Source organism: Micromonospora parva (assembly GCF_040649675.1).
GTDB lineage: Bacteria > Actinomycetota > Actinomycetes > Mycobacteriales > Micromonosporaceae > Micromonospora > Micromonospora parva.
Window position 1 is genome coordinate 63819 of sequence record NZ_JBEZFX010000017.1, and the last position, 26673, is coordinate 90491.

29 protein-coding genes are annotated in these 26673 nt (G+C 71.9%); 21 read left to right on the plus strand and 8 right to left on the minus strand.

The features are described from left to right. Positions 1-70 precede the first annotated feature (70 nt). From AB0C03_RS30520 to AB0C03_RS30545, 6 genes are all read left to right on the plus strand, one after another. Positions 71-712 carry an MOSC domain-containing protein gene (locus tag AB0C03_RS30520; RefSeq protein ID WP_357640646.1) on the plus strand — a complete coding sequence of 214 codons (642 nt, stop codon included), beginning with the start codon at positions 71-73 and terminating at the stop codon, positions 710-712. 81 nt (positions 713-793) lie between these two features. Beyond that, positions 794-1390 carry a helix-turn-helix domain-containing protein gene (locus AB0C03_RS30525; RefSeq protein WP_210857844.1) on the plus strand — a complete coding sequence of 199 codons (597 nt, stop codon included), beginning with the start codon at positions 794-796 and terminating at the stop codon, positions 1388-1390. Further along, the gene (locus AB0C03_RS30530; RefSeq protein WP_210857838.1) at positions 1390-1761 is read left to right on the plus strand and encodes a hypothetical protein; all 372 of its coding nucleotides are present in this window, start codon (positions 1390-1392) and stop codon (positions 1759-1761) included. The genes AB0C03_RS30525 and AB0C03_RS30530 overlap by 1 nt, the downstream gene beginning before the upstream one ends. Beyond that, positions 1758-2678 (plus strand): ABC transporter ATP-binding protein, encoded by a 921-nt coding sequence (locus AB0C03_RS30535; RefSeq protein ID WP_030336489.1) that lies wholly within the window; start codon positions 1758-1760, stop codon positions 2676-2678. The genes AB0C03_RS30530 and AB0C03_RS30535 overlap by 4 nt, the downstream gene beginning before the upstream one ends. Beyond that, the gene (locus tag AB0C03_RS30540) at positions 2678-3475 is read left to right on the plus strand and encodes an ABC transporter permease (protein WP_030336487.1); all 798 of its coding nucleotides are present in this window, start codon (positions 2678-2680) and stop codon (positions 3473-3475) included. Before AB0C03_RS30535 ends, AB0C03_RS30540 begins: the two co-directional genes overlap by 1 nt. A 137-nt stretch (positions 3476-3612) precedes the next feature. After that, on the plus strand, positions 3613-4809 hold the full coding sequence (locus tag AB0C03_RS30545) for a low temperature requirement protein A (protein WP_357640651.1): 1197 nt from the start codon (positions 3613-3615) through the stop codon (positions 4807-4809). 28 nt (positions 4810-4837) lie between these two features. Here the strand turns inward: AB0C03_RS30545 and AB0C03_RS30550 are convergent, their stop codons facing one another. The 3 genes from AB0C03_RS30550 to AB0C03_RS30560 form a co-directional block, all read right to left on the minus strand. Further along, entirely contained in the window at positions 4838-6040 is a 1203-nt protein-coding gene (locus AB0C03_RS30550; protein ID WP_030336483.1) for a low temperature requirement protein A, read from the minus strand. Positions 6041-6199: 159 nt separating this feature from the next. After that, positions 6200-7102, minus strand: a complete 903-nt coding sequence (locus tag AB0C03_RS30555; protein WP_030336481.1) for a phytanoyl-CoA dioxygenase family protein — start codon at positions 7100-7102, stop codon at positions 6200-6202. Between the two features lie 222 nt (positions 7103-7324). Beyond that, the gene (locus tag AB0C03_RS30560) at positions 7325-8185 is read right to left on the minus strand and encodes a hypothetical protein (RefSeq protein WP_030336480.1); all 861 of its coding nucleotides are present in this window, start codon (positions 8183-8185) and stop codon (positions 7325-7327) included. 320 nt (positions 8186-8505) lie between these two features. Between AB0C03_RS30560 and AB0C03_RS30565 the strand changes: the two genes are divergently transcribed. Then, positions 8506-9270 carry an SDR family NAD(P)-dependent oxidoreductase gene (locus AB0C03_RS30565; protein WP_030336478.1) on the plus strand — a complete coding sequence of 255 codons (765 nt, stop codon included), beginning with the start codon at positions 8506-8508 and terminating at the stop codon, positions 9268-9270. Positions 9271-9312: 42 nt separating this feature from the next. Here AB0C03_RS30565 and AB0C03_RS30570 read toward each other — a convergent pair whose 3' ends face one another. Then, entirely contained in the window at positions 9313-10101 is a 789-nt protein-coding gene (locus AB0C03_RS30570) for an enoyl-CoA hydratase-related protein (protein WP_030336476.1), read from the minus strand. Between the two features lie 19 nt (positions 10102-10120). Here AB0C03_RS30570 and hemW point away from each other — a divergent pair, with 19 nt between their 5' ends. After that, positions 10121-11344 (plus strand): radical SAM family heme chaperone HemW, encoded by a 1224-nt coding sequence (gene hemW / locus AB0C03_RS30575; RefSeq protein ID WP_030336474.1) that lies wholly within the window; start codon positions 10121-10123, stop codon positions 11342-11344. 50 nt (positions 11345-11394) lie between these two features. Here the strand turns inward: hemW and AB0C03_RS30580 are convergent, their stop codons facing one another. Beyond that, positions 11395-12018, minus strand: coding sequence for a DUF4870 domain-containing protein (locus tag AB0C03_RS30580; protein WP_030336472.1), 624 nt, complete (start codon positions 12016-12018; stop codon positions 11395-11397). 225 nt (positions 12019-12243) lie between these two features. On the opposite strand from AB0C03_RS30580, the gene hrcA reads away from it, so the two are divergent. The 3 genes from hrcA (at position 12244) to AB0C03_RS30595 (ending at position 15219) form a co-directional block, all read left to right on the plus strand. After that, positions 12244-13266 (plus strand): heat-inducible transcriptional repressor HrcA, encoded by a 1023-nt coding sequence (gene hrcA / locus AB0C03_RS30585; protein ID WP_030336470.1) that lies wholly within the window; start codon positions 12244-12246, stop codon positions 13264-13266. 75 nt (positions 13267-13341) lie between these two features. Next, positions 13342-14484: a molecular chaperone DnaJ gene (dnaJ, locus tag AB0C03_RS30590; protein ID WP_030336468.1), complete on the plus strand. Its 1143-nt coding sequence runs from the start codon at positions 13342-13344 to the stop codon at positions 14482-14484. Next, positions 14485-15219: a 16S rRNA (uracil(1498)-N(3))-methyltransferase gene (locus AB0C03_RS30595; protein ID WP_030336466.1), complete on the plus strand. Its 735-nt coding sequence runs from the start codon at positions 14485-14487 to the stop codon at positions 15217-15219. Between the two features lie 282 nt (positions 15220-15501). Here AB0C03_RS30595 and AB0C03_RS30600 read toward each other — a convergent pair whose 3' ends face one another. Then, complete coding sequence (locus tag AB0C03_RS30600) at positions 15502-16263, minus strand: SDR family NAD(P)-dependent oxidoreductase (protein ID WP_030336465.1); 762 nt, start codon at positions 16261-16263, stop codon at positions 15502-15504. Positions 16264-16362: 99 nt separating this feature from the next. Here AB0C03_RS30600 and AB0C03_RS30605 point away from each other — a divergent pair, with 99 nt between their 5' ends. From AB0C03_RS30605 to era, 7 genes are all read left to right on the plus strand, one after another. Next, complete coding sequence (locus AB0C03_RS30605) at positions 16363-16722, plus strand: histidine triad nucleotide-binding protein (RefSeq protein ID WP_030336463.1); 360 nt, start codon at positions 16363-16365, stop codon at positions 16720-16722. Beyond that, positions 16719-18107, plus strand: a complete 1389-nt coding sequence (locus AB0C03_RS30610; RefSeq protein ID WP_051708795.1) for a serine hydrolase domain-containing protein — start codon at positions 16719-16721, stop codon at positions 18105-18107. The genes AB0C03_RS30605 and AB0C03_RS30610 overlap by 4 nt, the downstream gene beginning before the upstream one ends. Before the next feature lie 131 nt (positions 18108-18238). Further along, on the plus strand, positions 18239-19297 hold the full coding sequence (locus tag AB0C03_RS30615) for a PhoH family protein (RefSeq protein ID WP_030336459.1): 1059 nt from the start codon (positions 18239-18241) through the stop codon (positions 19295-19297). Positions 19298-19312: 15 nt separating this feature from the next. Further along, the gene (gene ybeY / locus AB0C03_RS30620; protein WP_030336457.1) at positions 19313-19786 is read left to right on the plus strand and encodes an rRNA maturation RNase YbeY; all 474 of its coding nucleotides are present in this window, start codon (positions 19313-19315) and stop codon (positions 19784-19786) included. Further along, positions 19762-21186, plus strand: coding sequence for a hemolysin family protein (locus AB0C03_RS30625; RefSeq protein ID WP_156057900.1), 1425 nt, complete (start codon positions 19762-19764; stop codon positions 21184-21186). The genes ybeY and AB0C03_RS30625 overlap by 25 nt, the downstream gene beginning before the upstream one ends. Further along, the gene (locus tag AB0C03_RS30630) at positions 21179-21565 is read left to right on the plus strand and encodes a cytidine deaminase-like protein (protein WP_030336454.1); all 387 of its coding nucleotides are present in this window, start codon (positions 21179-21181) and stop codon (positions 21563-21565) included. The genes AB0C03_RS30625 and AB0C03_RS30630 overlap by 8 nt, the downstream gene beginning before the upstream one ends. Positions 21566-21570: 5 nt before the next feature. Further along, positions 21571-22467: a GTPase Era gene (era, locus tag AB0C03_RS30635; protein ID WP_156057903.1), complete on the plus strand. Its 897-nt coding sequence runs from the start codon at positions 21571-21573 to the stop codon at positions 22465-22467. Positions 22468-22498: 31 nt separating this feature from the next. On the opposite strand, the gene AB0C03_RS30640 is transcribed toward era, so the two are convergent. Beyond that, on the minus strand, positions 22499-22684 hold the full coding sequence (locus tag AB0C03_RS30640) for a hypothetical protein (protein WP_357640661.1): 186 nt from the start codon (positions 22682-22684) through the stop codon (positions 22499-22501). A gap of 204 nt (positions 22685-22888) precedes the next feature. Between AB0C03_RS30640 and AB0C03_RS30645 the strand changes: the two genes are divergently transcribed. Continuing rightward, positions 22889-24019 carry an acyltransferase family protein gene (locus AB0C03_RS30645; RefSeq protein WP_357640664.1) on the plus strand — a complete coding sequence of 377 codons (1131 nt, stop codon included), beginning with the start codon at positions 22889-22891 and terminating at the stop codon, positions 24017-24019. Here the strand turns inward: AB0C03_RS30645 and AB0C03_RS30650 are convergent. Next, positions 24006-24818, minus strand: coding sequence for a DUF4097 family beta strand repeat-containing protein (locus AB0C03_RS30650; RefSeq protein WP_210859607.1), 813 nt, complete (start codon positions 24816-24818; stop codon positions 24006-24008). The genes AB0C03_RS30645 and AB0C03_RS30650 overlap by 14 nt on opposite strands. A gap of 102 nt (positions 24819-24920) precedes the next feature. Here AB0C03_RS30650 and recO point away from each other — a divergent pair, with 102 nt between their 5' ends. After that, entirely contained in the window at positions 24921-25787 is an 867-nt protein-coding gene (gene recO / locus AB0C03_RS30655) for a DNA repair protein RecO (protein WP_030336445.1), read from the plus strand. Between the two features lie 4 nt (positions 25788-25791). After that, positions 25792-26604 (plus strand): isoprenyl transferase, encoded by an 813-nt coding sequence (locus AB0C03_RS30660; RefSeq protein ID WP_030336443.1) that lies wholly within the window; start codon positions 25792-25794, stop codon positions 26602-26604. Positions 26605-26673 lie beyond the last annotated feature (69 nt).

Sequence of the window (26673 nt, forward strand, 5' to 3'; positions counted from 1 at the left end):
GTCGCCCCGGGTACCGGTAGACGATCTTGAGGGCGGGTCGATCCCGCCGGCCCCCGCTAGGCTGACCGTCATGACGGGCAGGGTGGCAGCGGTGAACCTCGGCGTGGTGACCGAGGCGGAGTGGGCCGGCGACGCGAGCGGGCGCAGCGGCATCGACAAGCGGTCGGTGGGCTCGCCTGTGCAGTTCCGCGTCGACGGGGTGGTTGGCGACTTCATCGGCGAGCGGGCCCACCACGGGGGCGAGGACCAGGCGGTCTACGCCTACGCGGAAGAGGACGCCGCCTGGTGGGCCACCGAACTGGGGCGCGGTATCGGACCCGGCGGCTTCGGCGAGAACCTCACCACGTACGCGGTGGACCTGACCGGCGCGGTGATCGGTGAGCAGTGGCAGGTTGGATCGGCAGTGCTCCAGGTGACCAAGCCGCGAACGCCGTGCGCCACCTTCGCCGGCTTCTGGGGCGTACCGGATCTGATCAAGCGGTTCACCGTCCGGGCGCTGCCCGGTGCCTACCTGCGGGTGCTTCGCGAGGGGGAGGTGGGCCCGGGTGACCCGGTCGACGTGGTGGACCGGCCCGCGCACGGGGTGACCATCGGTGAGGTGTTCCGGGCCACCACCCTGGAGCCGGAGCTGCTGCCCCGCCTGCTGGAGGCACCCGACCTGCCGGAGTCGATCCGGGACAAGGTCCGCCGGCGTCTCGCCACCCGTAACTGACATCGAGGGCCGAAGGGCCCACCCGGGTGGAACGCCACGTTTTGTTATCACTATCAATAGTGATAACGTTCGGGCGTGGAGATGTCGAGAGAACGCTGGGCGGACCTGGCGCTGCACCCGGTGCGGATCCGGATCCTGCGTGCGGTCGCGGGCACCCGCCTGACCACGCAGGGCCTGCTTGAGCTGCTGCCCGATGTCCCACAGGCCACGATGTACCGGCACCTGGCGATCCTGGTCAAGGCCGGGCTGGTCGAGGTGATCGATGAACGCAGGGTGCGCGGTGCCGTCGAGCGGGTGTACGCGTTGCCCGCGCGCGGCGCGACGCTCGACCCTGCGGCCCTCGCCACGGCTACGCGGGAGGACCACGCCCGTTACTTCACGGCGTTCATGTCGAGCCTGCTGTCGGAGTTCTCCCGCTATCTCACCCGGGAGCGGATCGACTTCACCGCCGACGGCGTGGGCTACCAGCAACTCGTGCTGCACCTCACCGACGCCGAACTGGGCGAGTTCGCCGCCGGGCTCAACGCACTGGTGGGCCCGTTGCTCGGCAACCAACCCGGCGGCGGGCGGATACCGCGACTGTTGGCGACCGTCCTGCTGCCCACCGATCTGCCGACGGCCGACAGGCGCGCACCCGCGTCGACTGACGACTCCGACACGACGAGAGGGGAAGACTGATGGCATCGGTCATGGTGACCAACGATGTGATCGACATTCGATTCACCGGATGGGAGCGGGTCTGGGTCGGGCGGGAGCGGTTCGCACCGCCCCTCACCGCGGTGCGGCACGTCGCCCTGGTGGACAGCCCGCTCCGCCTGGCCCGTGGCGCACGCCGCGGATACGTGGTGTCCGGCTTCGCCAAGATCGGAGTGTGGGGCCTGTACGGCGGTCCTCGGCAGCTCGTGGCGGCCCGCCGGGCGGAACCAGGGCTGCACCTCGTTCTGGACCGGGCGGCGGTCGACGGCGAGTTCGACGAGGTGGTGCTCTCCAGCCCCGCCGCGCCGGGCCTCGTGGAGGCGATCACCCGTGCCATGGCGGCCCGCGCGTGACCGGCGACCACCTCGCGATCGAGGTGTCGCGCCTGACGAAGCGCTTCGGTGACGTCACCGCCGTGCGTGATCTGAGCTTCACCGTGCGACCCGGCGTGATCACCGGGTTCCTCGGCCCGAACGGCGCCGGCAAGACCACCACGATGCGCATGATGACCGGGCTGGTGTCGCCGACCGGTGGCACCGCCACGATCGGCGGGCGGACGTACGGCCAACTGGCCCGGCCGTCGCGCACGGTCGGCGCCGTGTTCGACGCCAACGCGTTCCACAGTGGACACACCGCCCGTGACCACCTGCGCGTCTACGCCGCGATGGGCGGATACCCGGACAGCCGCGTCACCGACCTGCTCGACATGCTCGGCCTCGCCGAGGCCGCACACCGGCGCACCCGAGGATTCTCCACGGGCATGCGGCAGCGGCTCAACCTCGCCACAGCGTTGCTCGGCGACCCCCGCGTCCTGCTGCTGGACGAGCCCGGCAACGGCCTGGACCCGGAGGGCGTGTCATGGCTACGCGGCTTCCTGCGCCAGTTCGCCGACGAGGGCCGTACCGTCCTGATCTCCAGCCACGCGCTCGGCGAGATCCAGCAGCTCGTGGATGACGTCGTGGTGATCCGGCGTGGCGAACTCGTCGCCGCCGGGCCCTGTTCCCAGCTCGCCGGCCCGCCGGCGGTGCTGGTCACCTCACCCGACGCGGCCGCGCTCGCTGCCGTCCTGACGGCCGGCCCCGCCAACGGCGGCCCGGCACCGCACGTCGAAGCCGCCGGGCCCGACCGGCTGCGGGTACGGGGGCTGGACGCGCCGGGCCTCGCCGACCTCGCCGCCGCCCATCACGTGCGGGTGCACGAGCTGGTCGTCGAGACCACCAGCCTCGAAGAACTCTTCCTCCACCTCACCAGGGACAAGGCGGTCAGCTGATGAACCTCCTGATCAGAGCGGAGTTCCGCAGGCTGCTGGCCACCCGGATGTGGGGCGGCCTGCTGCTCGCCGCCGCTGCGCTGGGCGGCGGCATGTTCGGGGCCATGGCGCTGGCGGGGCCGGAGAACTTCGACCCGCCGATGCCCGGTCTGGACACCGAGGCCGGCCTCCGCGCGATCCTCGGCATCCTCGGCTACACCGCGTTCGTGCCGGCCGCAGCCGGGGCCCTCGCGGTCACCTCCGAGCACCGACACCACACCGCCGCGGTCACCTTCCTGTTCGCGCCGCGCCGTGGGCGGGTGCTCGCCGCCAAACTCGCCACGTACGCGGTGGTCGGTCTCGCCTATGGGCTCGTCCTCGCGGGCACCGCCGCGGTGGCGCTGTTCGCCGTCGCCGCCGCCCGCGGCGTCGCACTCGGTCTGCCAGCCACCACAGTGCTGGCGCTGCTCGGCCGTATCGCCGTCGCGATGGTGGTCTACCTGCTCCTCGGGGCCGGGGTGGGCGCCCTCGTCCACCACCAGATCGCGGCGCTGTGTGTCGTGACCGGCTATCTGTACGTGGGGGAGCCGGTGCTGATGATGATCCCGGGCGTCAACACGCTGTACCCGATCCTCCCCGGCGGAGCCACCGCCGCGCTCACCGATTTCACCTACGTCGCCGACGCCATCTCCGCGGAACTCGGCAGCGGCGCCGTCCACCTCCTCCCACCGGCGGCCGGGGCTCTCCTGCTCACCGCGTACGCGGTGGCCGCCTCGGCGATCGCCGTGTTGCTGCCCCTGCGCCGGGACGTCACCTGACCGTCCCGTGCCGCCGGGACGACACGCCAGTGTCGGGGTGACCGGCGGACGGTAAGAAACGGATGACAGGGCCGAGCCCGAGCCGTTGCCCGTATTGTCCCCTTTGGGGGCGTGCGGTGGAGGCCGGGTGGAGCGCGATGTCGATGGCAACGGACGGCGGCGCCACGGCAGCGGCACCCGCCGATCCGGACCTGGAACGTCCGGCGTTTCTGGAACTCTTCTTCGACCTCGTCTACGTCTTCGCGCTGGTCACCCTGGCGAACATGCTCGCCAACGACCTGACCTGGACGGGCCTCGCCGAGGCGTTGGTGCTGCTGCTCGCGTTCACGATGATCTGGGCGCTCACCGTGTGGACGGCGGACACCATCGACCTGACCCGTCCATCAGGGCAGGGGCATCTCATCTGGGTGGCGGCGGCCAGTCTGCTGTTGGCGGCGACCGCGGCCGACGCGTACGGCGATCGTGCGCTGCTCTTCGCGATCACCTTCGTGATCATTCCCCTCAGCACCACCGCCTACTACGCCGTTGTCGTCTCGAAGGGCTGGCCCCCGCGGCGTTCGACGATCCGGATCCAGACCTGGAAGTCCATCACCGCCGTCGGATGGATCGGCGGGGCGCTCGTGGGCGGCTCGGGCCAGCTGCCGATCTGGGCGCTCGCGGTCGTCGTCGAGTACGTCGGGGCGGTGTGCGGCTGGCCGCTGCCCCGGATCGGTCGCTCACGACCCCGGGACTGGCGGCTGGTCCACGCGCGGGTGGCCGAGCGCTACCGGCAGTTCGTCATCATCGCGCTCGGGGTGTCGATCTTCGTGACCGGGACGACCTTCAGCAGGAGCGAGTACACGCTGGAGAGCGCCTGGGCGCTGCTCGTGGTGTTCAGCACGGTGGTGCTGATGTGGCGGATCTACATCTACCGCGCCGGTGAGCTGCTGACCGACGCGATCGTCCGGTCGACCGACCCGGCGTTGTTCACCCAGTCCGCCGCGATCACCCATCTGATCATGGTGGCCGGCATCGCCGGCGCGGCGGTCACCAGCGACCTCGTGGTGAATCGACCGTTGGGTGAGACCCCGCCGTCGTGGGCCGCTGTCATCCTCGGCAGCCCCGCGTTGTACCTGCTCGGCCGGGGCCTCCTCGATTTCACCGTGTTCGGACGCATCTCGCGCTCCCGGCTGGCCGGCGTGGTGCTGCTGGGGTGCCTGGCGCCGGCCACGCCCGTGCTGCCGCCGATCCTGGTCGCCCTGCTCGCCATGATCGTGCTGGCCCTGATCGCCGTGGCGAACCTGGCCAGCACCCGACGACACACCCGTACCCCGGCGCCGCCGATGCTGGGGTGAGACTCCGCGCGGCCGGTGGGGCGACCTCTCATCGGGCCGCCGTGGTGACCTCGGCCGGTCTGCGCCGTGCAGCCAGGCCTTCCCCGGCCAGGGTGAGCAGCAGGACCAGGTTCGCCACCACCAGGACTGTCAACGGCGGCAGCCGGAACGCGCCGGGCGCGACAAGCGCGCCCAGCAACACGCCCGCCAGCAGCACGATCGCCAGCACCCGGGACCAGAGAATCCGGGCCGTCACCACGGCATCGAACAGCACGCTGCCGAGCAGGAACAGCGCCGGGCCGCCGAGGATGGCAACCATCACATCCACCGGGGTGTGACCGGACGGCCGAGCGATGACCATCGAGGTGCCGGTCGAGACCAACACCACCCCGGCCACCATCACCAGGTGCGTGTACGAGGTGGAGGTGCCGGAGCGGACCCTCTCCACGGTCGTGACGCTCGGTGGGGCCAGGATCCGCTGGACGCGCTGGAAGTAGAGCTGGAACAGCAGGACCGCGCTGACGAACGCGACTGCGCTCGCGGTCACCTGACCGGCGGTGAACCCGCTGCCGGCCAGCCCCATGCCGGTGCTCAGGATCAACTCGCCGAGCGCGACGATGAAGATCGCCCGGTGCCGCTCGGAGAGGTGCACCCCGGTGAAGATCTGGCTGGCGAGTTCGGTGCGCCCCAGCCCCGGCGTCGGCCAGCCGAACCGTGCCGAGCCGAGGTCGACCACCACCGCGAGCGACCAGAGCGCCAGCCGAGCCGTCCCGTCCACGAACACCCCGGCCACCCAGGGCGCCACGGTCACGCCGAACCAGAAGAAGACCCTGATGCTCCGGGCCTGGATCGGACGATTGACCCGGGTGCCGGGGATCAGGACGGCGTCGCGGACCAGGTGGATGCCGAAGTACGCGGCGACGAAGAGCCACCCGTACCTGCCGAAGGCGTGCGGTGTCGCGATCGCCATCAGCAGGGTGCCGAGCATGACCAGCAGGACGGTCGCCTGGATGATCGGCAGTCGGGGGTCGAACAGGTCGGTGAGCCACGCCGTGAGCACCCAGACCCACCAGGCGGCCAGCAGCAGGACGGCGGTCTGCGCCGCGTTCCGTACGGTGAGGTCCTCGCCCAGGCTGGCGGAGAGCCGGGAGAGCAGGAAGATGTAGACCAGGTCGAAGAAGAGTTCCAGGAAGGTCGGGTATTCCGGCTCGCCGCGACGGCGGAGGATCCGGGGGAGCGGAGCGGACGTCACTGCGGCTGCCTCCTGTGCCACCCCGCGCCCCGGCCAGGCGCTGCGCCCCGGCTCTGCCTACCCGTCACGCTACCGACACCGCGGCGCCCGGTGGCCCGGAAGCGGATACGGGAACGGCCCCCGCCAGCGGTGGCGGGGGCCGTTCTCAGACGCAGGTGATCAGCGCAGCCAGGGGATGCTGCGGTCGAGCAGACCGCGCTCCTTGAGCTCCTTGCGCAGCGGGATCTCGTCGTCGACGTACCCGTCCCAGTTGATGCCCCAGTAGTTGGCGGTGTGGGTGCCCTCACCGATCAGCTGACGCTGCACCGGGGTGCGGTTGCGGTACCACTCGCCGTTCACGTCGGGGTGCAGCTCGTCCAGCGGACGGATCCACCGGTAGGTGTAGCCGACGAAGAGCATCTTGCGGGTGATGGTCGACAGGTTCGTCGAGCGCGAGTGCCACTGCCGGCGGTCGAAGATGAAGGCGTCGCCCGGGTTGGCGGTGATCTCCACCGTGCCCTCCGGGTCCGGGTTGTGCACGCTGAGGTCCTTGGGACGGTCCAGCGAGTTCCACAGGTGGCTGCCCGGGATGACCTTGGTGGCGCCACGGCCGGTCTCGGACAGGTCCGACAGCACGTACGCGACCTTCAGCGAGAACATCGGCCGGGGCAGGTTCGGGTCCATCGTCTCCGGGTCGGAGTTCTGCCGGTACCCGTCCTGGTGCCAACCCCAGTACGGCTTCTCCGGCTCGGCGGCCGGCGGGGTGACGTCCAGGTGGTTGTGGTGGGTGTAGATGTTCCAGCCGGCCAGCCCCCACATGTACGGGAAGGCGATCGGGTGGGTCAGCAGCTCACCGAAGAGCTCGTCGCGCTCCAGGAAGCCCAGCAGGTGCAGGGTGCCGTCCTTCTTGGTGGTGCCCTTCGCCTGCTCCTCCGCGTAGACGCGGTCGACCGCCGCCTCCAGCGCCGCCCGGTGGTCCTCGGTCAGGACGTTGCGCAGCAGGAGGAAACCCTGCTCGTGGAACTCCTTGCGGTCAATGTCGCTGATCGGTTCGTAACCGGTCCGGTCGCCGTAATCGAACACCGCGTCGTACCCCTCCCCATGAGGTGAAACCTTTTCTGGCACAGGCCGCCGATCGTAACGCGGTGGCCCAGGCATCGGGGAGGGTGTGTTGGGGGATTGGGTCGCAGTGGGACCCCACGCAGCGAGAGAAACGCACAGAGTGAGATCAAGGCGATCAATAGCCGGGTTTAATGCATTTTGCCGGATTGTGCGGTCACTGCCGGTTAGGAGATCCGGGTCGGGTCAACCCTCGTTGAACACCTCGGCCACCACCTGACCGGCCGGGCTCTGCTGCCCGTCCACCCGACCCCACGAGCCGTTGCGCGCGGTCCACTCCAGGTCGCCGAAGCGAACCCGCTTCACCCCGTGGTCCTGGGCGTGTGACACCAGCCAGTGCGCGTACCGCCAGCCGTCGCGTTGGTCGCCCGGGGTGACCGCCAACCCCGTCGGGTCGGTCGGGTCGGTGCCCTTCAACCCCCAGTCCAGCACCAGGTTGCGGGTCAGCTGCGCCGCCGCAGCCGCGCCGTACATCGCCGGGGTGCGCCCCACGGTGCAGGCGACAGCGCCGCTGGCGTCGCCGAGCAGTGCCCGGCTGAGCACCTCGGAGTCGTCGGCCCACTTCTGGTACGCCTCGGGGAACGCCGAGCGCTGCACCCGCTGGGCGGCATCGGTGACGCGCATCTTCTCCCAGCCGCGCACCTTCTTGAGGGCCGCGTAGAACCGGTTGGCCGCGTAGCGCGGATCGCGGATCTGCGCCGGGGTGCCCCAGCCCTGGCTCGGTCGCTGCTGGAACAGGCCGACCGAGTCGCGGTCGCCGTCGGCGAGGTTGCGCAACCCGGACTCCTGGTACGCGGTGGCGAGCGCGACAACGACGGCCCGCTCGGGCATGCCACGCTTCGCGCCGATCGCCGCGATGGTCGCCGCGTTTGCCATCTGGTCGGCGTCCAGCGCGACCCGACCATCGGCCTGCACCGTGCACTTCCGCGCCACCAGCGGCAGCGTGAGGTTGTCGCCGACCTGCCGTACGACGAGCCAGATCGCGATCACGGCGACGAGGATGAGCACCACTCCACCCGCCACGGTTGCCCGAGTTCGCACCCACACCCCCAGATCGACAGTCCGCCAAGCGTACGTCCCCGCACGCCCCCTCCGGGTCGTCCGAGCGGTTCGGGCCCGACTCGGGCGCCTCGGACCGGTTCGGGTCGGCTCCGTTGTCGCGTACCGGTTGGCGACGTTCCCGCTTCGGTGGCGATCTCACCTGCTCGCTGGTTCTGTCACGTGCCCGGTGCCGGCCTGTCGGGAGTGTCACCGGGTGCGCGATGGCGGGAAGCGATTGACCAGTCAAGGACTTATCCCTGTTGACATGTCAATCCGACCGACCGCCACCACCTGGGCGAGTCGGTCACCGAACGAGGAGGAGTGTCATGGGAACGCTTGACGGCAAGGTCGTGCTGATCACCGGCACCGGGGGTGGTCTGGGCCGCGTCGCGGCGCTGACGTTCGCCCGTGAGGGCGCGAAGGTCGTCGGGGCCGACCTCCAGGTCGCCGCGAACGACAAGACGGTCGACCTCGTCCGCCGCGCCGGGGGCGAGATGACCGGCATCGCGCCGGTCGACCTCACCGACCCCGAGCAGGTACGCACGCTCGTCGACGACGCTGCCGCCGCCTACGGCGGACTGGACGTGGTCTACAACAACGCGGCAGCGCTCCGCTTCGGCCCGATGCCCGACTTCTCCGTGGCGGACTGGCGCTACACCATCACCGGGGAACTCGACATTCCGTACTTCGTGTCGAAGTTCGCCTGGCCGCACCTGGTCCGGCGCGGCGGCGGCGTCATCATCAGCGCCGCCTCCATCGCCGGGACGATCGGCGGCCACGTGCCGCCGATGGTCGGTCACACCGCCGCGAACGCCGGCATCATCGGGATGACCCGACAGCTCGCGCTCGAAGGCGCCCCGCACGGGATCCGCGCCGTGGCGGTCAGCCCCGGGCCCACCCTCACCCCGGCCAGCGAACGCGACCTCGGTGACAACCAGGAGGCCCGGGACGCCATCACCGCCAAGACGCTGCTCAAGCGCTTCGCGCGCCCCGAGGAGGTCGTCGAGCTGGTGGTCTTCCTCGCCTCGGACCGGGCGTCGTACATCACCGGGGCGAACTACCCGGTCGACGGCGGCGCGACCGCCTGGTGAGCCGAGCATGGGCGCCGCGGCTCCCGGCGGCGCCCCTGACCCTCAGTCGTCCTGAGCGGGCACCCAGCGCGCCGGACGTTTGTCGCGGAACGCGGTGACCCCCTCGCGTCCCTCGTCGGACAGGAAGTAACCGGTCGAGACGGCGGAGAGCCGGGCCAGTTCGGCACGCAGCTCGGCGGTGGCCGGCCGGCGCAGCAGATCCTTCGCGCCGGCCAACGCGCCCGGCGCGCCGCGCACCAGCGAGTCGCAGTAGCCGCGCACGGCGTCGTCCAGCCCGTCCGCCGGAACCGACGCCGTGACCAGGCCGATCTCGGCGGCCCGGCGACCGTCGAAGGTGTCGCCGGTCAGGTACAGCTCGGCGGCGGCGCGGGGGTGCAGCCGGGGCAGCACGGTCGCCGAGATCACCGCCGGGATCACCCCGATGCGGACCTCGGTGAACGCGAACGTCGCCTCGTCGGCGCAGACGGCCAGGTCGGCGGCGGCGATCAGGCCGAGGCCACCGGCCCGCGCCGGCCCGGCCACCCGAGCCAGCACGGGCTTCGGGCACTCCCAGACCGCGGCGAGCACATCACCCAACATGCCGGCCGGAACCGTCCCGCTGGCGTACGCCATGGCGGTTTCCTTCAGGTCCGCCCCGGAGCAGAAAACCGGGCCGGTGTGGTCGAGCACTACCGCTCGGACCGCCTCGTCGGCCACCGCGTCCGCCAGCCCGGCCAGCAACTGGGTCATCAGGGCGGTGGAGAGCGCGTTGCGGTTGTGTGGGCTGTCCAGGGTGAGGGTGGTCACCCCACGGGCCGTGGCGACCCGCACGAGGACGTCGGGAGAGGTCATGCCGGGCACACTAGTGGCCATGCCCGGCGTCCTTCCAGATGGTGAGACCGTCCCCGTCGACGGATCGTTGCCCGCCACCGCCACCGCAGCGGTCGGCGCGCGCGGCTTCGGCGTGTACGTGCACGTGCCGTTCTGCGCCAGTCGCTGCGGCTACTGCGACTTCAACACCTACACCGCTGCCGAACTGGGCGGCGGTGCCAGCCGCGAGGGGTACGCCGACACCGTCCTGGCCGAGCTGGCGCTCGCCGCCCGGGTGCTGGGCGACAACCCGCCGCCCCGGGTCGACACCGTCTTCGTCGGTGGTGGCACGCCCACCCTGCTCCCCGCCGACGACCTGGCCCGCATCCTCGACGGGATCGACCGCACCTGGGGGCTGGCCGCCGACGCCGAGGTGACCACCGAGGCCAACCCCGAGTCGGTCACCCCGGAATCGTTGAAGCTGCTGCGGGCGGCCGGCTACACCCGGATCTCGCTGGGCATGCAGTCCGCCTCCCCGGGGGTGCTGGCGATCCTGGACCGCACACACAGCGCCGGCCGGGCCACCGCCGCCGCCCTGGAGGCGCGCGACGCCGGGTTCGCGCACGTCAACCTGGACCTGATCTACGGCACTCCGGGGGAACGGGCCGAGGACTTCGCCGCCTCGCTGGAGCAGGTGGTCGCCGCCGGGGTGGACCACGTCAGCGCGTACGCCCTGATCGTCGAGGACGGCACCCGGCTCGCCGCCCGGATGCGGCGCGGCGAGCTGGCGTACCCCAGTGACGACGTGGCCGCGGACCGCTACCTGGCGGCGGAGGCCGCGCTCGACGCGGCCGGGTTCTCCTGGTACGAGGTCTCCAACTGGGCCCGCAGCGACCAGGCCCGGTGCCGGCACAACCTGCTCTACTGGACCGGCGCGGACTGGTGGGGCCTCGGCCCGGGGGCGCACAGCCACGTCGGCGGGGTGCGCTGGTGGAACGTCAAACACCCCTCCGCGTACGCCCAGCGGCTGGCCGCCGGTGCGTCTCCCGGGCTGGCCCGGGAGGTGCTCACTGTCGACGAGGCGCACATGGAGGACGTGATGCTGCGGCTGCGGCTGGCCAGCGGTCTCCCGCTGGCGGTGCTCGACGCCGCCGGGCGGGCCGGCGCGGAGCGGGCGCTGGCCGGCGGCCTGCTGGCCGCCGACGAGTACGCCGCCGGCCGGGCGGTGCTCACAGTGCGCGGGCGACTGCTCGCCGACGCGGTCGTCCGCGATCTGCTGCCCTGAGCGCAGGGCGGGCGGTGTGCCGAACCGGCCGGGGGAGCGGCCGGCCCGGTTCACTTGATGAAGTTGGCGGTCATCGGGTAGCGGTACGGGGTGCCCTCGTTGGCCTTCACGCCGGCGATGATCCCGAACAGGATCTGGATCACCACGACGGCGATGCTGGGCAGGAAGAGCAGGCACCAGCTCACGAAGAGCAGCACGAACGCGATGATCGACCAGAGGATCTGGAAGTTCAGGGCGGCGAGGGCGTGCGCCCGGACGGTCGGCGACTGCTGGCCACGGGCCAGGTAGGCGATGAGCGGGGCGACGAAGCCCAGCGGACCGAAGCTGATCAGCGCGCCGAGCGCGCCGCCGAAGTGGGCGACCAACGCCCAGGTCTTGTCCTCGTTGGTGGCGTAGCCGCCGCCGGGGCTGCCGTAGGCCCCACCGGCCGGATAGCCGCCGGGCGGGTAGCCCCCGGGCGGGGGGTAGCCGCCTGCCGGAGGGTAGCCACCTGACGTCGGTTGGTCACCGGTGGGAGGCGGATAGCCACCGGCCGGGGGATAGCCGGCCGGGCCGGGTGCGCCCGACAGTGGTGCGGTGGGCGGCTCGGCCGACGGGAACGGGCCCGGGGAGGTCGGCTCCGGCGGGTAGTTGCCGGGCTCACCCGAACCGGGAGGGCGAGGAGGTTCAGTCATGGATGTCACGGTAGGGGCCCGTGGCAACGCCGCACCAGAGCGACACCGCCCGGCAGTGCGGGCCGATCGGCCCAGTGCGGTGGCGCGGGCCGCACCGACCGGTGGCCGTTGATCATCGCGTCGGCGGGCCTGCCGACGTAGACTGGCACTCGCTACAGTCGAGTGCCAGGACGGCTCGGCCGGCCCAGGGCGCCGGCGGCCGACGTGCGACAGGAGGTGCGGAGGATGGGTCTCGACGACCGGAAACTCGCAGTGCTCCGCGCCATCGTCGAAGACTACGTCTCCACCCAGGAGCCGGTCGGCAGCAAGGCGCTGGTCGAGCGGCACCAGCTCGGGGTCTCCCCGGCGACGGTCCGCAACGACATGGCCGTGCTGGAGGAGGAGGGTTACATCCGGCAGCCGCACACCAGTGCCGGCCGGGTGCCCACCGACCGCGGCTACCGCCTCTTCGTCGACCGGCTGTCCCGGGTCAAGCCGCTCAGCCCGGCCGAGCGCCGGGCCATCGAGCGCTTCCTGGTCGGCGCTGTCGACCTCGACGACGTGGTGCACCGCACGGTGCGGCTGCTCGCCCAGCTCACCCGGCAGGTCGCCGTCGTGCAGTACCCGAGCCTGGCCCGCTCCTCGGTGCGTCACCTGGAGCTGGTGCCGATCTCCACCACCCGGCTGATGCTCGTCATGATCGCGGACACCGGCCGGGTGGAGCAGCGACTCGTGGAGCTGCCCGGGCCGGTGCCCGCCGACGACGTCACCGACCTGCGCCGACTGATCAACGAGAAGCTCGCCAACGCCCGGCTGTCCGAGACGCCACCGCTGGTGCAGGCGCTGGTCGAGGAAGCGCCGACCGGGCTGCGACCGACCATGACCACGCTCGCCAGCGTGCTGCTGGAGACGCTCGTCGAACGGCACGAGGAACGGATCGCCCTCGCCGGCACCGCCAACCTCACCCGGGGCGGGCTGCTCGACTTCCAGGGCTCGCTGCGGCCGATCCTCGAGGCGCTGGAGGAGGAGGTCGTGCTGCTCAAGCTCATCGGTGAGACCGAGCCGAGCACGACCCGGGTGCTGATCGGCGACGAGAACGAGTTCGACAACCTGCGCGCCGCCTCGGTGGTCAGCACCGGCTACGGCCCGGGCACCACCATCGTGGGCGGGCTCGGGGTGCTGGGGCCCACCCGGATGGACTACCCCGGCAACATCGCCACGGTGCGCGCCGTGGCACGCTACGTGGGCGAGTTGCTGGCCCAGAACTGATTGGTCAGGGCCGATGCGGCCGGCTGCGGCCGCCGACCGGCGCAACGCGAGACGAACATGAGGACACGGAACGCAGTGGCCAGGGACTACTACGGCATTCTCGGTGTGAGCCGGGAAGCCTCCGATGACGAGATCAAGCGCGCCTACCGCAAGCTGGCACGCCAGTTCCACCCGGATGTCAATCCGGACCCGGAGGCTCAGGAGAAGTTCAAGGACATCAACGCCGCGTACGAGGTCCTCTCGGACGACCGGAAGCGGCAGATCGTCGACCTGGGTGGCGACCCGCTCGCCCCGGGTGGCGGCGCCGGTGGCCCGGGCGGCCCCGGTGGAGCCGGCCCGTTCGTCGGCTTCCAGGACATCATGGACGCGTTCTTCGGCGGCGCGGCGGGTGGCGCCCGTGGCCCTCGGCCGCGTACCCGCCCGGGTGCCGACGCGATCCTGCGACTCGAACTCGACCTGCACGAGACGGCGTTCGGCGTCGAGGCGCCGATCACCGTCGACACCGCTGTGCTCTGCACCACCTGCTCCGGTGCCGGCACCGCCGCCGGCACGCACCTGGCGACCTGCGAGGCGTGCGGCGGTCGGGGCGAGGTGCAGTCGGTGCAGCGGACGTTCCTCGGTCAGGTGGTCTCCGCCCGGCCGTGCACCGTCTGCCAGGGCTACGGCACCACCATCCCGCACCCCTGCCCCACCTGCGCCGGTGACGGCCGGGTGCGCACCCGCCGGTCGCTGACCGTCAAGATCCCGGCCGGCGTCGAGGACGGCATGCGGATCCGGCTGGCCCAGCAGGGCGAGGTCGGCCCGGGCGGCGGCACCGCCGGTGACCTCTACGTGGAGATCCACGAACGTCCGCACGACGTCTACTCGCGCAAGGGCGACGACCTGCACTGCCGGGTCACCGTGCCGATGACCGCCGCCGCGCTCGGCACCCGGCTGACCATCAAGACGCTGGACAGCGAGGAGCCGGTCGACGTCAAGCCCGGCACCCAGCCGGGCAGCACGCTGCGGCTGCGCGCCCGAGGCGTCCCGCACCTGCGCGGCACCGGCCGGGGTGACCTCTACGTCCACCTGGACGTGCGAACCCCGACCAAGCTCGACGCCGACCAGGAGAAGATGCTGCGCGACTTCGCCAAGACCCGTGGCGAGGAGGTCGCCGAGCTGTCCAAGCAGGGCGGCTTCTTCTCCCGGATGCGCGACGCGTTCAACGGGCACGCCTGAGTGTCCGCGCCGCTGTTCCTGGTCGAGGCGCTGCCCACCGGCGACACGCTGACCCTGGACGGCCCGGAGGGGCACCACGCCGCCACCGTGCAGCGGCTGCGCGTCGGCGAGGAGCTGCTGCTCGCCGACGGCCGGGGTGGCACGGCCGCCGCCGTGGTCACGGCCGTCGGCCGGGGCAGCCTGGAGGTCACCGTCACCTCCCGGGGGTACGCGGACGCGCCCGTACCCCGGCTGGTGACGGTGCAGGGCATCGCCAAGGGCGACCGGGGCGAGCTGGCCGTGCAGGCGATGACCGAGGTCGGGGTGGACGAGATCGTCCCCTGGGCGGCATCGCGTTCGGTGGTCCAGTGGCGCGGCGACCGGGGCGTACGCGCCCGGGAGAAGTGGGTGGCCACCGCCCGGGAGGCGGCCAAGCAGGCCCGCCGACCGTGGCTACCGGTGGTGGCCGGTGCGCCGGACGAGTCCACCGCCACGGTGGCCCGCCGGATCGCCGGTGCCGCCGCCGGGTTCGTGCTGCACGAGGAGGCCGAGGAGCCGCTGACCGGCGTCGACCTGCCGTCGGCCGGGGAGATCGTCCTCGTCGTCGGCCCCGAGGGTGGCATCGCCCCGGCTGAGCTGACAGCCTTCCGCGAGGCCGGTGGCCGGCCGGTACGCCTCGGGCCGGAGGTCCTGCGTACCTCCACGGCCGGCGTGGCCGCGCTCAGCGTGCTCGCCACCCGCCTCGGCCGCTGGTAGCTGGCCACCCCTGACGCCGCCGCTCGTTGCGGCCGCTGGTGGCCCGTCGCTCGTTTCGGCCGCTGGTGTTCCGCCGCGCGCTGGCTTGTGGTCCGGCCGGATCGGAGCCGCCCGCTCGATTGAGCGTGATGCCTCTGGGTCATCACGATGACTGACAGGCATCACGCTCAATGTGGTGTTCGCCGTCGGCCCGCAGGGCCGCGGCCCACCGCCGGTCGGTCGGGGGCCGCGGCCCACCGCCGGTCCGTCGGGCGGACGCCGCAGCGGGTTCGGGTCGCGAGGTCAGCTGCGCAGGTACGAGGCGCCGTTGAGGTCGACGATCGTGCCGGAGGCCCACGTGGCCTGCGGCGAGGCCAGCCAGTGCACGGCCGCGGCGATCTCCTCCGGTTCGCCCACCCGGTCGAACGGGCTCTGCGCCCGGATGGCGGCGCCCTCCTCACCGCGCAGGTACTCGGTGACCATGTCGGTCGCCACGAACCCCGGCGCGACGGTTGCCACCGTGATGCCGTACGGCGCGAGCGCCACCGCGAGGGACTGACCCAACGCGTTCAGCCCCGCCTTGCTGGCACCGTACGCCGGCTGGTGCGGCTCGCCGCGGAACGCGCCCCGGGACGAGACGTTGACGATCCGCCCGCCGCGCTCCCGCATGTGCTGGGCGGCGCACCAGATGACGTTGCCGGCACCGGTCAGGTTGGTCTCCAGCACCTGCCGCCAGCGGTTCTGCCACTGTTCGTACGAGGCGCCGAAGACCGGGTGCGGGTCGTCGCGGTCGCCGTACGTCCCGGCGTTGTTGACCAGCACGTCCAGCCCGCCGAGCAGCTCCGCGGCCCGGTCGACCATGGCCCGGACCGCGTCCGGATCGGTGAGGTCGGCGCGGACCACCACGTGCCCGGCGCCGGGTAGCCGCGCGCGTAGCCGCTCGGCCGCGTCGGCGGAGTCGCGGTGGTGGATGGCCACCCGGTCACCGCTGGCCGCGAACGCCATTGCCACCGCGCTGCCGATCCCGCGCGAGGCCCCGGTCACGAGTACCGCCCGATCCGTCATGCCGGCCATCCTGCCTCAGCCGTTTCTATGCCGGCGAACGGGCCGGCGGCGCGGGCCGCGCCACGGCGGCACCGGCCCGTTACTCCTTACACTGCCCCGATGGGATCCGACTGCCTGTTCTGCCGCATCGTCGCCGGGGAGATCCCGGCCACCGTGGTCCGGGAGACCGACACCACGCTCGCCTTCCGTGACATCGACCCGAAGGCGCCGGTGCACGTGCTGGTCATTCCGAAGGAGCACTACGCCGACGTGGCGACGCTCGCCCAGGGTGACCCGGCGCTCGCCGCCGACGTGCTGGCGACGTCCGCCGCCGTGGCCGAGGACGAGGGCCTGCTCGGCGACGGTTTCCGGCTGATGTTCAACACCGGCGCGTACGGCGGGCAGGAGGTGTTCCACGTGCACGCGCACCTGCTCGGTGGCGCGCCGCTGGGCCCGATGCTGGCCCGGGACCTCGGGTGAGCGTGCCGGACAGCCGCGTGCACGAGCACCTGGACCGACTCGTCCGGCGGGTGCAGGCCGACGCCCGGGTGCCGGCGGTGTCGGCGGCGCTGCACCGGGCCGACCGACCGCTCTGGACCCGTACCGTCGGCGGGACCGGCACCGACAACCCGCTGGGGCCGGGCACCCAGTTCCGGATCGGCTCGGTCACCAAGACGTTCACCGCGGTGCTGGTCCTGCAGTGCCGCGACGACGGGCTGCTGGACCTGGACGACCCGGTGGGCCGGCACCTCGACCTCCCGGCGCACGGCGAGCTGACCGTACGCCGGTTGCTGTCGCACACCGCTGGCCTGCAACGCGAGCCGTTCGGCGACGTCTGGGACAGCCTGCGCGCACCGGACGCCGACCAACTGGTCGCCGAGCTGGACCGCGCCGAGCGGGTGCTGCCGACCGGCCGCCGGTTCCACTACTCGAACCTGGGTATGGCAGTCCTCGGCCAGCTCGTCGCCCGACTGCGGGGCGGGAGCTGGGCGCAGGCCCTCACCGAGCGGATCCTGACGCCGCTGGGGCTGACCGACACCACAGTGACCCCACGGCCGACGGCGGCCACCGGGTTCCTGGTCGACGCGTACTCCGACGAGGCGCACCCGGAACCGCCGACCGACTTCGGCGCGGTCGGCCCGGCCGCCCAGCTGTGGAGCACCGCCACCGACATGGCCCGCTGGGCGGCGTTCCTGGCCGACCCGGCTGCCCTGGACCCGGCCGGCGCGGTCCTCGCCCCGGCCACCCTGGAGGAGATGCGCTGGCCGTTGACCACCACTGACGAGACGCTCTGGGGCGCGGGCTTCGGGCTCGGGCTGATCCTGATCCCACAGGGGGAACGGGTGATGCACGTGGGGCACGACGGGGCGATGCCCGGCTTCCTCGCCGGGGTGTACGGCCGTCGCGGTGGTGACGGCACGGCAGGTGCGATGGGCGCCGCGGTGCTCGGCTCGTCCGGCACGGCGACCGAGGTGTTCGACCTGCCGCACCGGCTGCTCGCCGCGGCGGTCGAGCACGATCCGGCCGAGATCGAGCCCTGGCGGCCCGGCGCACCCGCTCCGGCGGCCCTGCGGGGTGCGCTCGGCCGTTGGTGGGGCGAGGGCAGCGAGTATGTCTTCTCCTGGCACGACGGCACCCTGCGGGCGCGCGGGGTCGCCGACCCGGCCGGACGACCGCCGGCGATCTTCACCCCGTTGGCGGACCAGCCGGACGTGTTCCGGGTGGTCTCCGGTCGGGAGGCCGGTGAGCTGCTGCGACTGACCCGGGACGAGGCCGGCGTGGTGGTCCGGATGCACTGGGCGACGTACCGGTTCACCCGCCACCAGGAGACCTTCGACCGGTACGACTTCCGGGCCGGGGGTTGATCGCGGCCAGCGGAAATGGGCGCGATGCGGCCCGTGTTGAACCGATACGATGGGTGTAACGTCCGCACGCCAGGCCAGCAGGCCGGCGCCGAGATCGAGAGCAGGTGGCGCAGGGCCCTTCGGCCCGACCTATGACCGGCACCCCACCTCCCGGCCCGCCCCGGGTGCAGACCAGGATCACCGTGCCCGACCCGAAGATCATGGTGAATCTGCTCGGCGCGGGCGACGAGATCCTCCGACTCGTCGAACGCTCGGTCACCAGTGACGTGCACGTCCGCGGCAACGAGATCACCATCACCGGTGACCCCGCGGACAACGCTCTCGCCGAGCGGGTCTTCAGCGAGCTCCTCGAACTCATCGAGAAAGGCGAGACCCTGACCACTGACGCCGTCCGGCGTACCGTCGGCATGCTCGAGCAGGGCAGCGCCGAGCGGCCCGCCGAGGTTCTGACGCTCAACATCCTCTCCCGGCGCGGGCGCACCATCCGCCCCAAGACGCTCGGGCAGAAGCGGTACGTCGACGCGATCGACACGCACACCATCGTCTTCGGCATCGGCCCGGCCGGCACCGGCAAGACCTACCTGGCGATGGCGAAGGCCGTCCAGGCGTTGCAGGCCAAGCAGGTCAACCGGATCATCCTCACCCGTCCGGCGGTCGAGGCGGGCGAGCGGCTGGGCTTCCTGCCCGGCACGCTCAACGAGAAGATCGACCCTTACCTTCGCCCGCTCTACGACGCGCTGCACGACATGCTCGACCCGGAGACGATCCCGAAGCTGATGGCCGCCGGCACGATCGAGGTCGCGCCGCTGGCCTACATGCGGGGCCGCACGCTCAACGACGCGTTCATCATCCTGGACGAGGCGCAGAACACCACGCCCGAGCAGATGAAGATGTTCCTCACCCGGCTCGGCTTCAACTCGAAGATCGTCGTGACCGGTGACATCACCCAGGTGGACCTTCCCGGCGGGACGAGCAGCGGCCTGCGGGTGGTCCGGGAGATCCTGGAAAACGTCGACGACGTGCACTTCTCGCAGCTGTCCAGCTCCGACGTGGTCCGCCACCGGCTGGTCGGCGAGATCGTCGACGCGTACGCCCGCTGGGACGCCGAGCGGGAGAATCAGCAGGCGCAGGGCGTTCACGCCGTGCCTGGGCGACCCGCCCAGGGCGGCCGGGCCGGCCGCCGCCGCTAAAGCAGAGGAAAGCAGTTGTCCATCGAGATCGCCAACGAGTCCGGTGTCGACGTCGACACCGACGCCGTGCTCGCCGTCGCCCGGCACGCCCTCGACGAGATGGGGGTCAACCCCCTCGCCGAGCTGTCAGTGCTGCTGGTCGACATCGACTACATGACCGAGCTGAACCACCGCTGGATGGGTGGCGACGGCCCGACCGACGTGCTCGCCTTCCCCATGGACGAGGGCAGCGTCGACCACGGCCCGGGTGAGTCCGCACCGGCCGGCGGCGAGCCCGCACTGCTCGGCGACATCGTGCTCTGCCCCGAGGTGGCGGCCAAGCAGGCGGCGACCGCCGGGCACGCGTCGGCCGACGAGCTGCACCTGCTCACCGTGCACGGGGTGCTGCACCTGCTCGGTTACGACCACGCCGAGCCGGAGGAGGAGCGGGAGATGTTCGCGCTCCAGGCTCGGCTGCTGGCGAGCTGGCGGTCGACCCGCACCCAGTGATGTCAACTCCTCCGTTACTGGCGGCCGGCGCCACCGCCGGCCTTCCCGACTTCCAGCTGATCGTCTTCGCGGCCGGCCTGGTGGTGCTGGCCGGCCTGATCGCGATGACCGAGGCGGCCCTCGCCGCCGTCTCACCCGCCCGCGCCGCCGAGCTGGCCCGCGACGGTGTGCGCGGCGCCCGTACCCTCCAGGTCGTCGCCGGCGACGTGGTCCGGCACCTCAACCTGCTCCTGCTGTTGCGGCTGCTCGCCGAGCTGACCGCCACCACGCTGGTGGCGCTCGTCGCGGTGGACAGCTTGGGCGCCGGCTGGTGGGCCGCGCTGGTGACCGCCGGTGCGATGACAGTGGTCAGCTTCGTGGTCGTGGGCGTCGCCCCGCGCACCCTCGGCCGGCAGCACGCCTACGCCGTGGGTCGTGCGGTGGCGCCGCTGGTCCGTTGGTTGGGCCGGGCGCTCAACCCGCTCGCGTCGTTGCTGATCCTGATCGGCAACGCGGTCACCCCGGGGCGCGGCTTCCGGGAGGGCCCGTTCGCCTCCCAGGTGGAGCTGCGGGAACTGGTCGACCTGGCCGAGCAACGCGGCGTGGTCGAGCACGGCGAGCGCCAGATGATCCACTCCGTCTTCGCGCTCGGCGACACCATCGCCCGCGAGGTGATGGTGCCGCGTACGGAGATGGTGTGGATCGAGGAGGGCAAGACGCTCGCGCAGGCGCTGGCGCTGTTCCTGCGCTCTGGCTTCTCCCGCATCCCGGTGATCGGCGAGAGCGTCGACGACGTGCTGGGCGTGCTCTACCTCAAGGACCTGATCCGGCGCTCCCGCGGCGGTGACCCGGGAGCCGAGCAGTTGCCGGTGGCCGAGCTGATGCGCCCGGCGACCTTCGTACCGGAGTCCAAGCCGGTCGACGACCTGCTGTCCGAGATGCAGGCGGCCCGCAACCACCTGGTCATCGTGGTCGACGAGTACGGCGGCACCGGCGGTCTGGTCACCATCGAGGACATCCTGGAGGAAATCGTCGGTGAGATCACCGACGAGTACGATGTCGAGCGCCCGCCCGTCGAACGGCTGGGGGACTCCTCGGTGCGGGTGACCGCCCGCCTGCCGGTGGAGAATCTCGGCGAGATGTTCGACACCAACCTGCCCACCGACGAGGTGGAGACGGTTGGCGGCCTGCTCGCCCAGTCCCTGGGGCGGGTGCCGATCCCGGGTGCCGAGGCCGAGGTCGCCGGCCTCCGCCTGGTCGCCGAGGGCACCACCGGCCGGCGCAACCGGATCGACACCGTGCTGGTCAGCCGGGTGGAGCCGGGCCACGAGCAGGACACCGCGGGGCGCGGCGAGCACGCCGGCCCCGGGGACGACACGGACAACTACCGAGACGACGAGAGGCAACCCGCCGATGCCTGACACACCCGCCGCGCCTGTCGCCCGGCCCACCCCCACCGCGTCGGGCGCGCTGAGCGCCGAGGACGGCAAGCTCGTCGTCCTGGCCCGGGGAGCCCGCGCCCGGGTCGGTGCCGTGGAGGGTGCCGCGGTCCGCGACCAGGACGGCCGGACGTACGCGGCGGCAAGTGTCGCGCTGCCGTCGCTGACGCTCACCGCGTTGCAGTTGGCTGTCGCTTCGGCGGTGGCGGCCGGGGCGAGCCGGTTGGAGGCAGCGGTGGTGGTGACCGAGGCGTCGACGCTGGACGGTGCCGGGCACGCGGCGGTGCGGGACCTCGCGGCCGACGCGCCGGTCCACGTGGCCGCTCCGGACGGCACGGTGCTCGGCACGGTGACCGAGTGAGCCCGGTGCAGGATCCGCAGGCGCGACCGTACCGGGCCGGGTTCGGCTGCTTCGTCGGTCGTCCCAACGCTGGCAAGTCGACGCTCACCAACGCCATCGTCGGCACCAAGATCGCCATCACCTCGAACAAGCCGCAGACCACCCGGCACGTCATCCGGGCGGTGCTGCACCGCCCGGAGTCGCAGCTGGTCCTCGTCGACACGCCGGGCCTGCACCGCCCCCGTACGCTGCTCGGTGAACGTCTCAACGACCTGGTCCGGTCCACCTGGACCGAGGTCGACGTGATCGGCCTGTGCATCCCGGCCGACGAGCCGGTCGGGCGCGGTGACCGGTTCATCACCGGTGAGCTGGCCGGGTTGAAGGCGACAGTGCTGGCGGTGGTGACCAAGACCGACCTGGTGGACAAGCGCCGCCTGGCGGAGCAGCTGCTAGCGGTCAGCGAGATGGGGGAGTTCGCCGAGATCGTGCCGGTGAGCGCGGTGTCCGGGCACCAGGTGGACACCCTGGTCGACGTGATGACCAGTTACCTGCCACCGTCGCCGCAGCTCTACCCGGACGACATGCTCACCGACGACCCCGAGCAGGTGCTGGTCGCCGAGCTGATCCGGGAGGCCGCGCTGGAGGGGGTCCGCGACGAGCTGCCGCACTCCATCGCCGTGGTCGTGGAGGAGATGATCCCCGAGGGCCAGGTCATGAAGATCTACGCTGACCTGTACGTGGAGCGGCCCAGTCAGAAGGCCATCGTGCTCGGGCACAAGGCGAGTCGGCTCAAGGAGGTCGGCACCACCGCCCGCAAGCAGATCGAGGAGCTGCTGGGCAGCCGGGTCTACCTCGACCTGCACGTGCGGGTCGCGAAGGACTGGCAGCGTGACCCGAGGCAGCTGCGCAAGCTGGGTTTCTGATCCACCAGCATTCACCGGCCGGGTGATCCGGTCACCCCTCGCCCGGACGTGCGGCCCAGAAGCGGACCCGGAACCGTTCCACGCCCATGATGGGGATGGGGTGGTCCGGTCGGGCTTCGACGCGGCGCAGTTCGGCACGCTCGGTGACATCGACCCGGGCGTGGTAACGGCCCGGCGGACCGAGGGTCAGGATCGGGCTGGCCAGTGGTTCAGTCATCGTCCCTCACGGTGGTTGCGGGGCCGGCTGAGCCGCCGGCCCCGCAATCGTCGGTGTTCCGGCAGTTGGATCTCGATTAGCCAGAGGTCATTTCGGTCAGCTGGGTGGAAAGGATCACGTTTGGTCGGGGTGGTGACCGTTTCGCGCGGGCACCGCGCAGGGTAGGGGAGTTACGCCCCGCGTCCCCGACCCAGATGCAGGCTGATGCGCAACCGGTATCTCGATCTGCTCCGTTCCCTGGCCATCGTTCGAGTCGTCGTCTACCACGTCACCGGATGGGCGACCCTCACCCTCGTCTTCCCCGCCATGTCGGTGATGTTCGCGCTGGCCGGCTCGCTGATGGCCGCCTCGCTGACCCGCTCCGGGCCGGCGGCGGTCGGGCGTCGGCTGCGTCGGCTGCTGCCGTCGCTGTGGGTGGTCGCTGTGGTCTTCGTGCCAGCGATGCTGTTCACCGGGCTGCCGGTGAGCCCCCGGGTGCTGCTGTGGCTGTTCCCGGTGGCCGACCCGCCGGCCAACCACTGGGGCGCGCTGGCGCTGAGCGTCATCTGGTACCTGCGCGACTACCTGTGGTTCGTGTTCGCCTCACCGGTCGCGTTCTGGCTGTTCCGGCGTGCCCCGCTGCCGACCCTGCTCGCCCCGTACCTCCTGCTGGTGATGATCGAGGTGGGGATCTACCCGGCGCCGCCGGTGCTGCGCGAGTTCGGGCTCTACTTCGGAGCGTGGCTGCTCGGCTTCGCCCACCACGCCGGGATGCTGCGCCGACTTTCCGGTTGGCTGCTGTACCCGTTGGCGCTTGCTCTCGCCGTGGGCGGCGGTGCCTGGATCGTCGGGCATCCCGGGCCGCGTGGGTACGACCTGAACGACAACCACCTCGGCAACGCCCTCTGGTCGGCCGCATTCATCCTGATCGTGCTGGGTCGGGCACCGGCCGGGCTCTCCTGGCTGAGCCGGAGCCGACTGGCCGAGCGGGCGGTCACCGTGCTCAACCGGCGCGCGCTCACCGTCTACCTCTGGCACATGCCGTTCGTGGTGGCGCTCACTCCACTGGTCGACGTGGTGGGCTGGTCCCACCAGGACCCGGTGGGCCTGGCCATCCGGGTGCTGCTGGTCTTCGCCCTGGTCGGGTTGGTCACACTGGCCGTCGGCTGGGTCGAGGACGTCGCCGCCCGCCGCCGCCCGGAGCTGATCCCCGGTGGCGCGGCGCAGCCCGCCGACGAGGCGGCCCAGCCGGGCGGCGACACGTCGGACGGTGCCGGGACGACCGGCGGTCGAGTGGTGGTGCCGGCGCAGCGGGTGGCCCGGGAGGAGGCCAGCGTCACGCTCAACGCTGGCTGATCGTGAGGTTGCCGCTGTTGGCCGAACCGTCGAGCACCAGGGACGCGGCCGGGTTGTCGGCGACGGTGACGGTCTCGTCGCCGGAGTCGGCGTTGGACCGGACCCGGTAGCTGCCCTGGGGCACCAGCAGCGTGACATCACCGCTGGAGGCGTGCACCCGGGCCGAGGCGGGCTGGTCGAGCTGGACGTCGACGTTGCCGGAGTTGGCCTCGGCGTCGACAGTGCCGGCCAGCCGGCGTGCGGTGATATCCCCGGACGAGGCACGCAACCGTACCGCCGCGGTGGCCTCGCTCACCTCGATGTTGCCCGAGCGGGCCTCCACCCCGACCGCGCCCGACGCGCCGGAGATCCGCACGTCGCCCGAGCTCACCTGCAGCTCCACCGCGCCGACCCGGCTCAGCTCGACGTTGCCGGAGCTGGTCTCGCCCTGCACCGCCACGCCCTCCGGCACCGTCACCTCGTAGGAGATGCTGCACCGCGAGCCGCAGTCGGTGTCCAGCACCAGTTCGGTGCCCTTGATCTCGTACCGGGTGTTGTCCGGTTCACCGCCCTGGTAACGCACCACCCGCTTGATCCGCACCTCGGACGCCGGGCCGGTGCCCCGCACCACCACGTCACCCGAGCCACCGGAGACCCGGACCGTGGTGATCCGGACCGCCTCGGTGTTGTCGTAGTCGAGCCGGCGGAACGACAGGTTGTCGCACCCGGCGAGCACGATGAGGGTGGCGGTGAGTCCCAGCGCGACGGGAGCGGCGACGCGACGCCGGCGGGGGGTGGTGGAGGTCAGGCGCAGTTGCATGAGCAGCACGCTACGGCCGGGCACGACTCGGCCGCATCGGGGTTCATCCGCGCTTGCACCCCGAACCAACCCTGATTTCGCACCCCGAGGGAGAATGGCCCGATGGCCGGGTATCGCCGACAGCTCTACCGCGACGACGCGGTGGTGCTGCGTGTGCAGAAGCTCGGCGAGTCCGACCGGATCATCACCCTGCTCACCCGCCGGCACGGCCGGCTGCGCGCGGTGGCCCGAGGGATCCGCCGCACCACCAGCAAGTTCGGTGCCCGGCTGGAGCCGTTCGGCCACGTCGACCTCCAGCTCGCCGGTGACCCGAAGGGCAACCAGGGCAGCTCGTTGCACACCGTCAGCCAGGTCGAGGGCATCGACCTGTACGGCAAACGGTTCCTGGGTGACTATCCGCGCTACACGGCGGCCAGTGCGATCGCCGAGACCGCGGAGCGGCTGACCCCGGTGGAGCGGGAGCCGTCGCTGCGGCTGTTCCAGCTCACCGTGGGCGCCCTGAAGGCGCTGTCCCGGGGCGAGCACGCCACCACCCTGGTGCTCGACGCGTACCTGCTGCGGGGGATGTCGCTGGCCGGCTGGGCACCGGCGCTGGTCGCCTGCGCGGTCTGTGGCACGCCCGGGCGGCACCGGGCGTTCTCCGTACCGGCCGGTGGTGCGGTCTGTCCGGATTGTCGGCCACCCGGGGCGGCTCATCCCGCGCCGGCCACCATCGATCTGATGTCCGCGCTGACCACCGGCGACTGGGTGATCGCCGACGCCACCGACGCCGCCGTACGTCGGGAGTGCAGTGGGCTGGTCGCGGCTCACCTGCAGTGGCACCTGGAGCGCGCGCTACGCTCGCTGCCGCTGGTCGACCGGGGTCCCTCGGCGGCCGGCGCGGCCTCGCCGCCGGAAGGCACCGGGGCCGTGGTGCTCCGGCCACGTGGCGACGTCGAGGCCGGGGCGGACGGCGCGAACAGGGAGTGACCGAGTGATCCGATCGAAGAAGGCTGGCCGGCGCGAGCCGACCCCGCCGGTGCCACACCCGTCCGGGGCCCGCCCCCCGGCGCTGCCCGCCGAGGCGGTGCCGAGGCACGTGGCGGTGGTGATGGACGGCAACGGCCGCTGGGCCAAGGACCGCGGGCTGCCCCGCACCAAGGGGCACGAGGCGGGGGAGCACAGCCTCTTCGACACCATCGAGGGCGCCATCGAGATGGGCATCCCGTACCTGTCGGCGTACGCGTTCTCCACGGAAAACTGGCGGCGCTCGCCCGACGAGGTCCGGTTCCTGATGGGGTTCAACCGGGACGTGATCCGTCGCCGTCGTGACCAGCTGGTCGACCTCGGTGTCCGGGTGGTGTGGTCGGGCCGGTCCGGGCGGCTGTGGAAGAGCGTCATCTCCGAGCTGCAGACCGCCGAGGAGATGTCCCGCGACAACTCGACGTTGACCTTGCAGTTCTGCGTGAACTACGGCGGGCAGGCCGAGATCGGTGACGCCGCCGCCGCGATCGCGCGGGACGTGGCCGCCGGCCGGCTGGACCCGGCGAAGGTCACCGAGAAGACCGTGGCGAAGTACCTCTACCACCCGGAGGTCCCGGAGGTGGACCTGTTCCTGCGCCCCTCCGGGGAGGAGCGGATCTCCAACTTCCTGCTCTGGCAGACCGCGTACGCCGAGTTGGTCTTCCTGGACACGCTCTGGCCCGACTTCGACCGCCGCCACCTCTGGTACGCGTGCGAGTTGTACGCGCAGCGGGACCGACGCTTCGGCGGCGCGCTGCCCAACCCGGTCGCCCCGGTTATCTGAGCCGACGCGCTTACCCGCACGTCACTCTGGGTATCAGAGTCGTCAGGAGCCACTGACGGAGGTGAACCC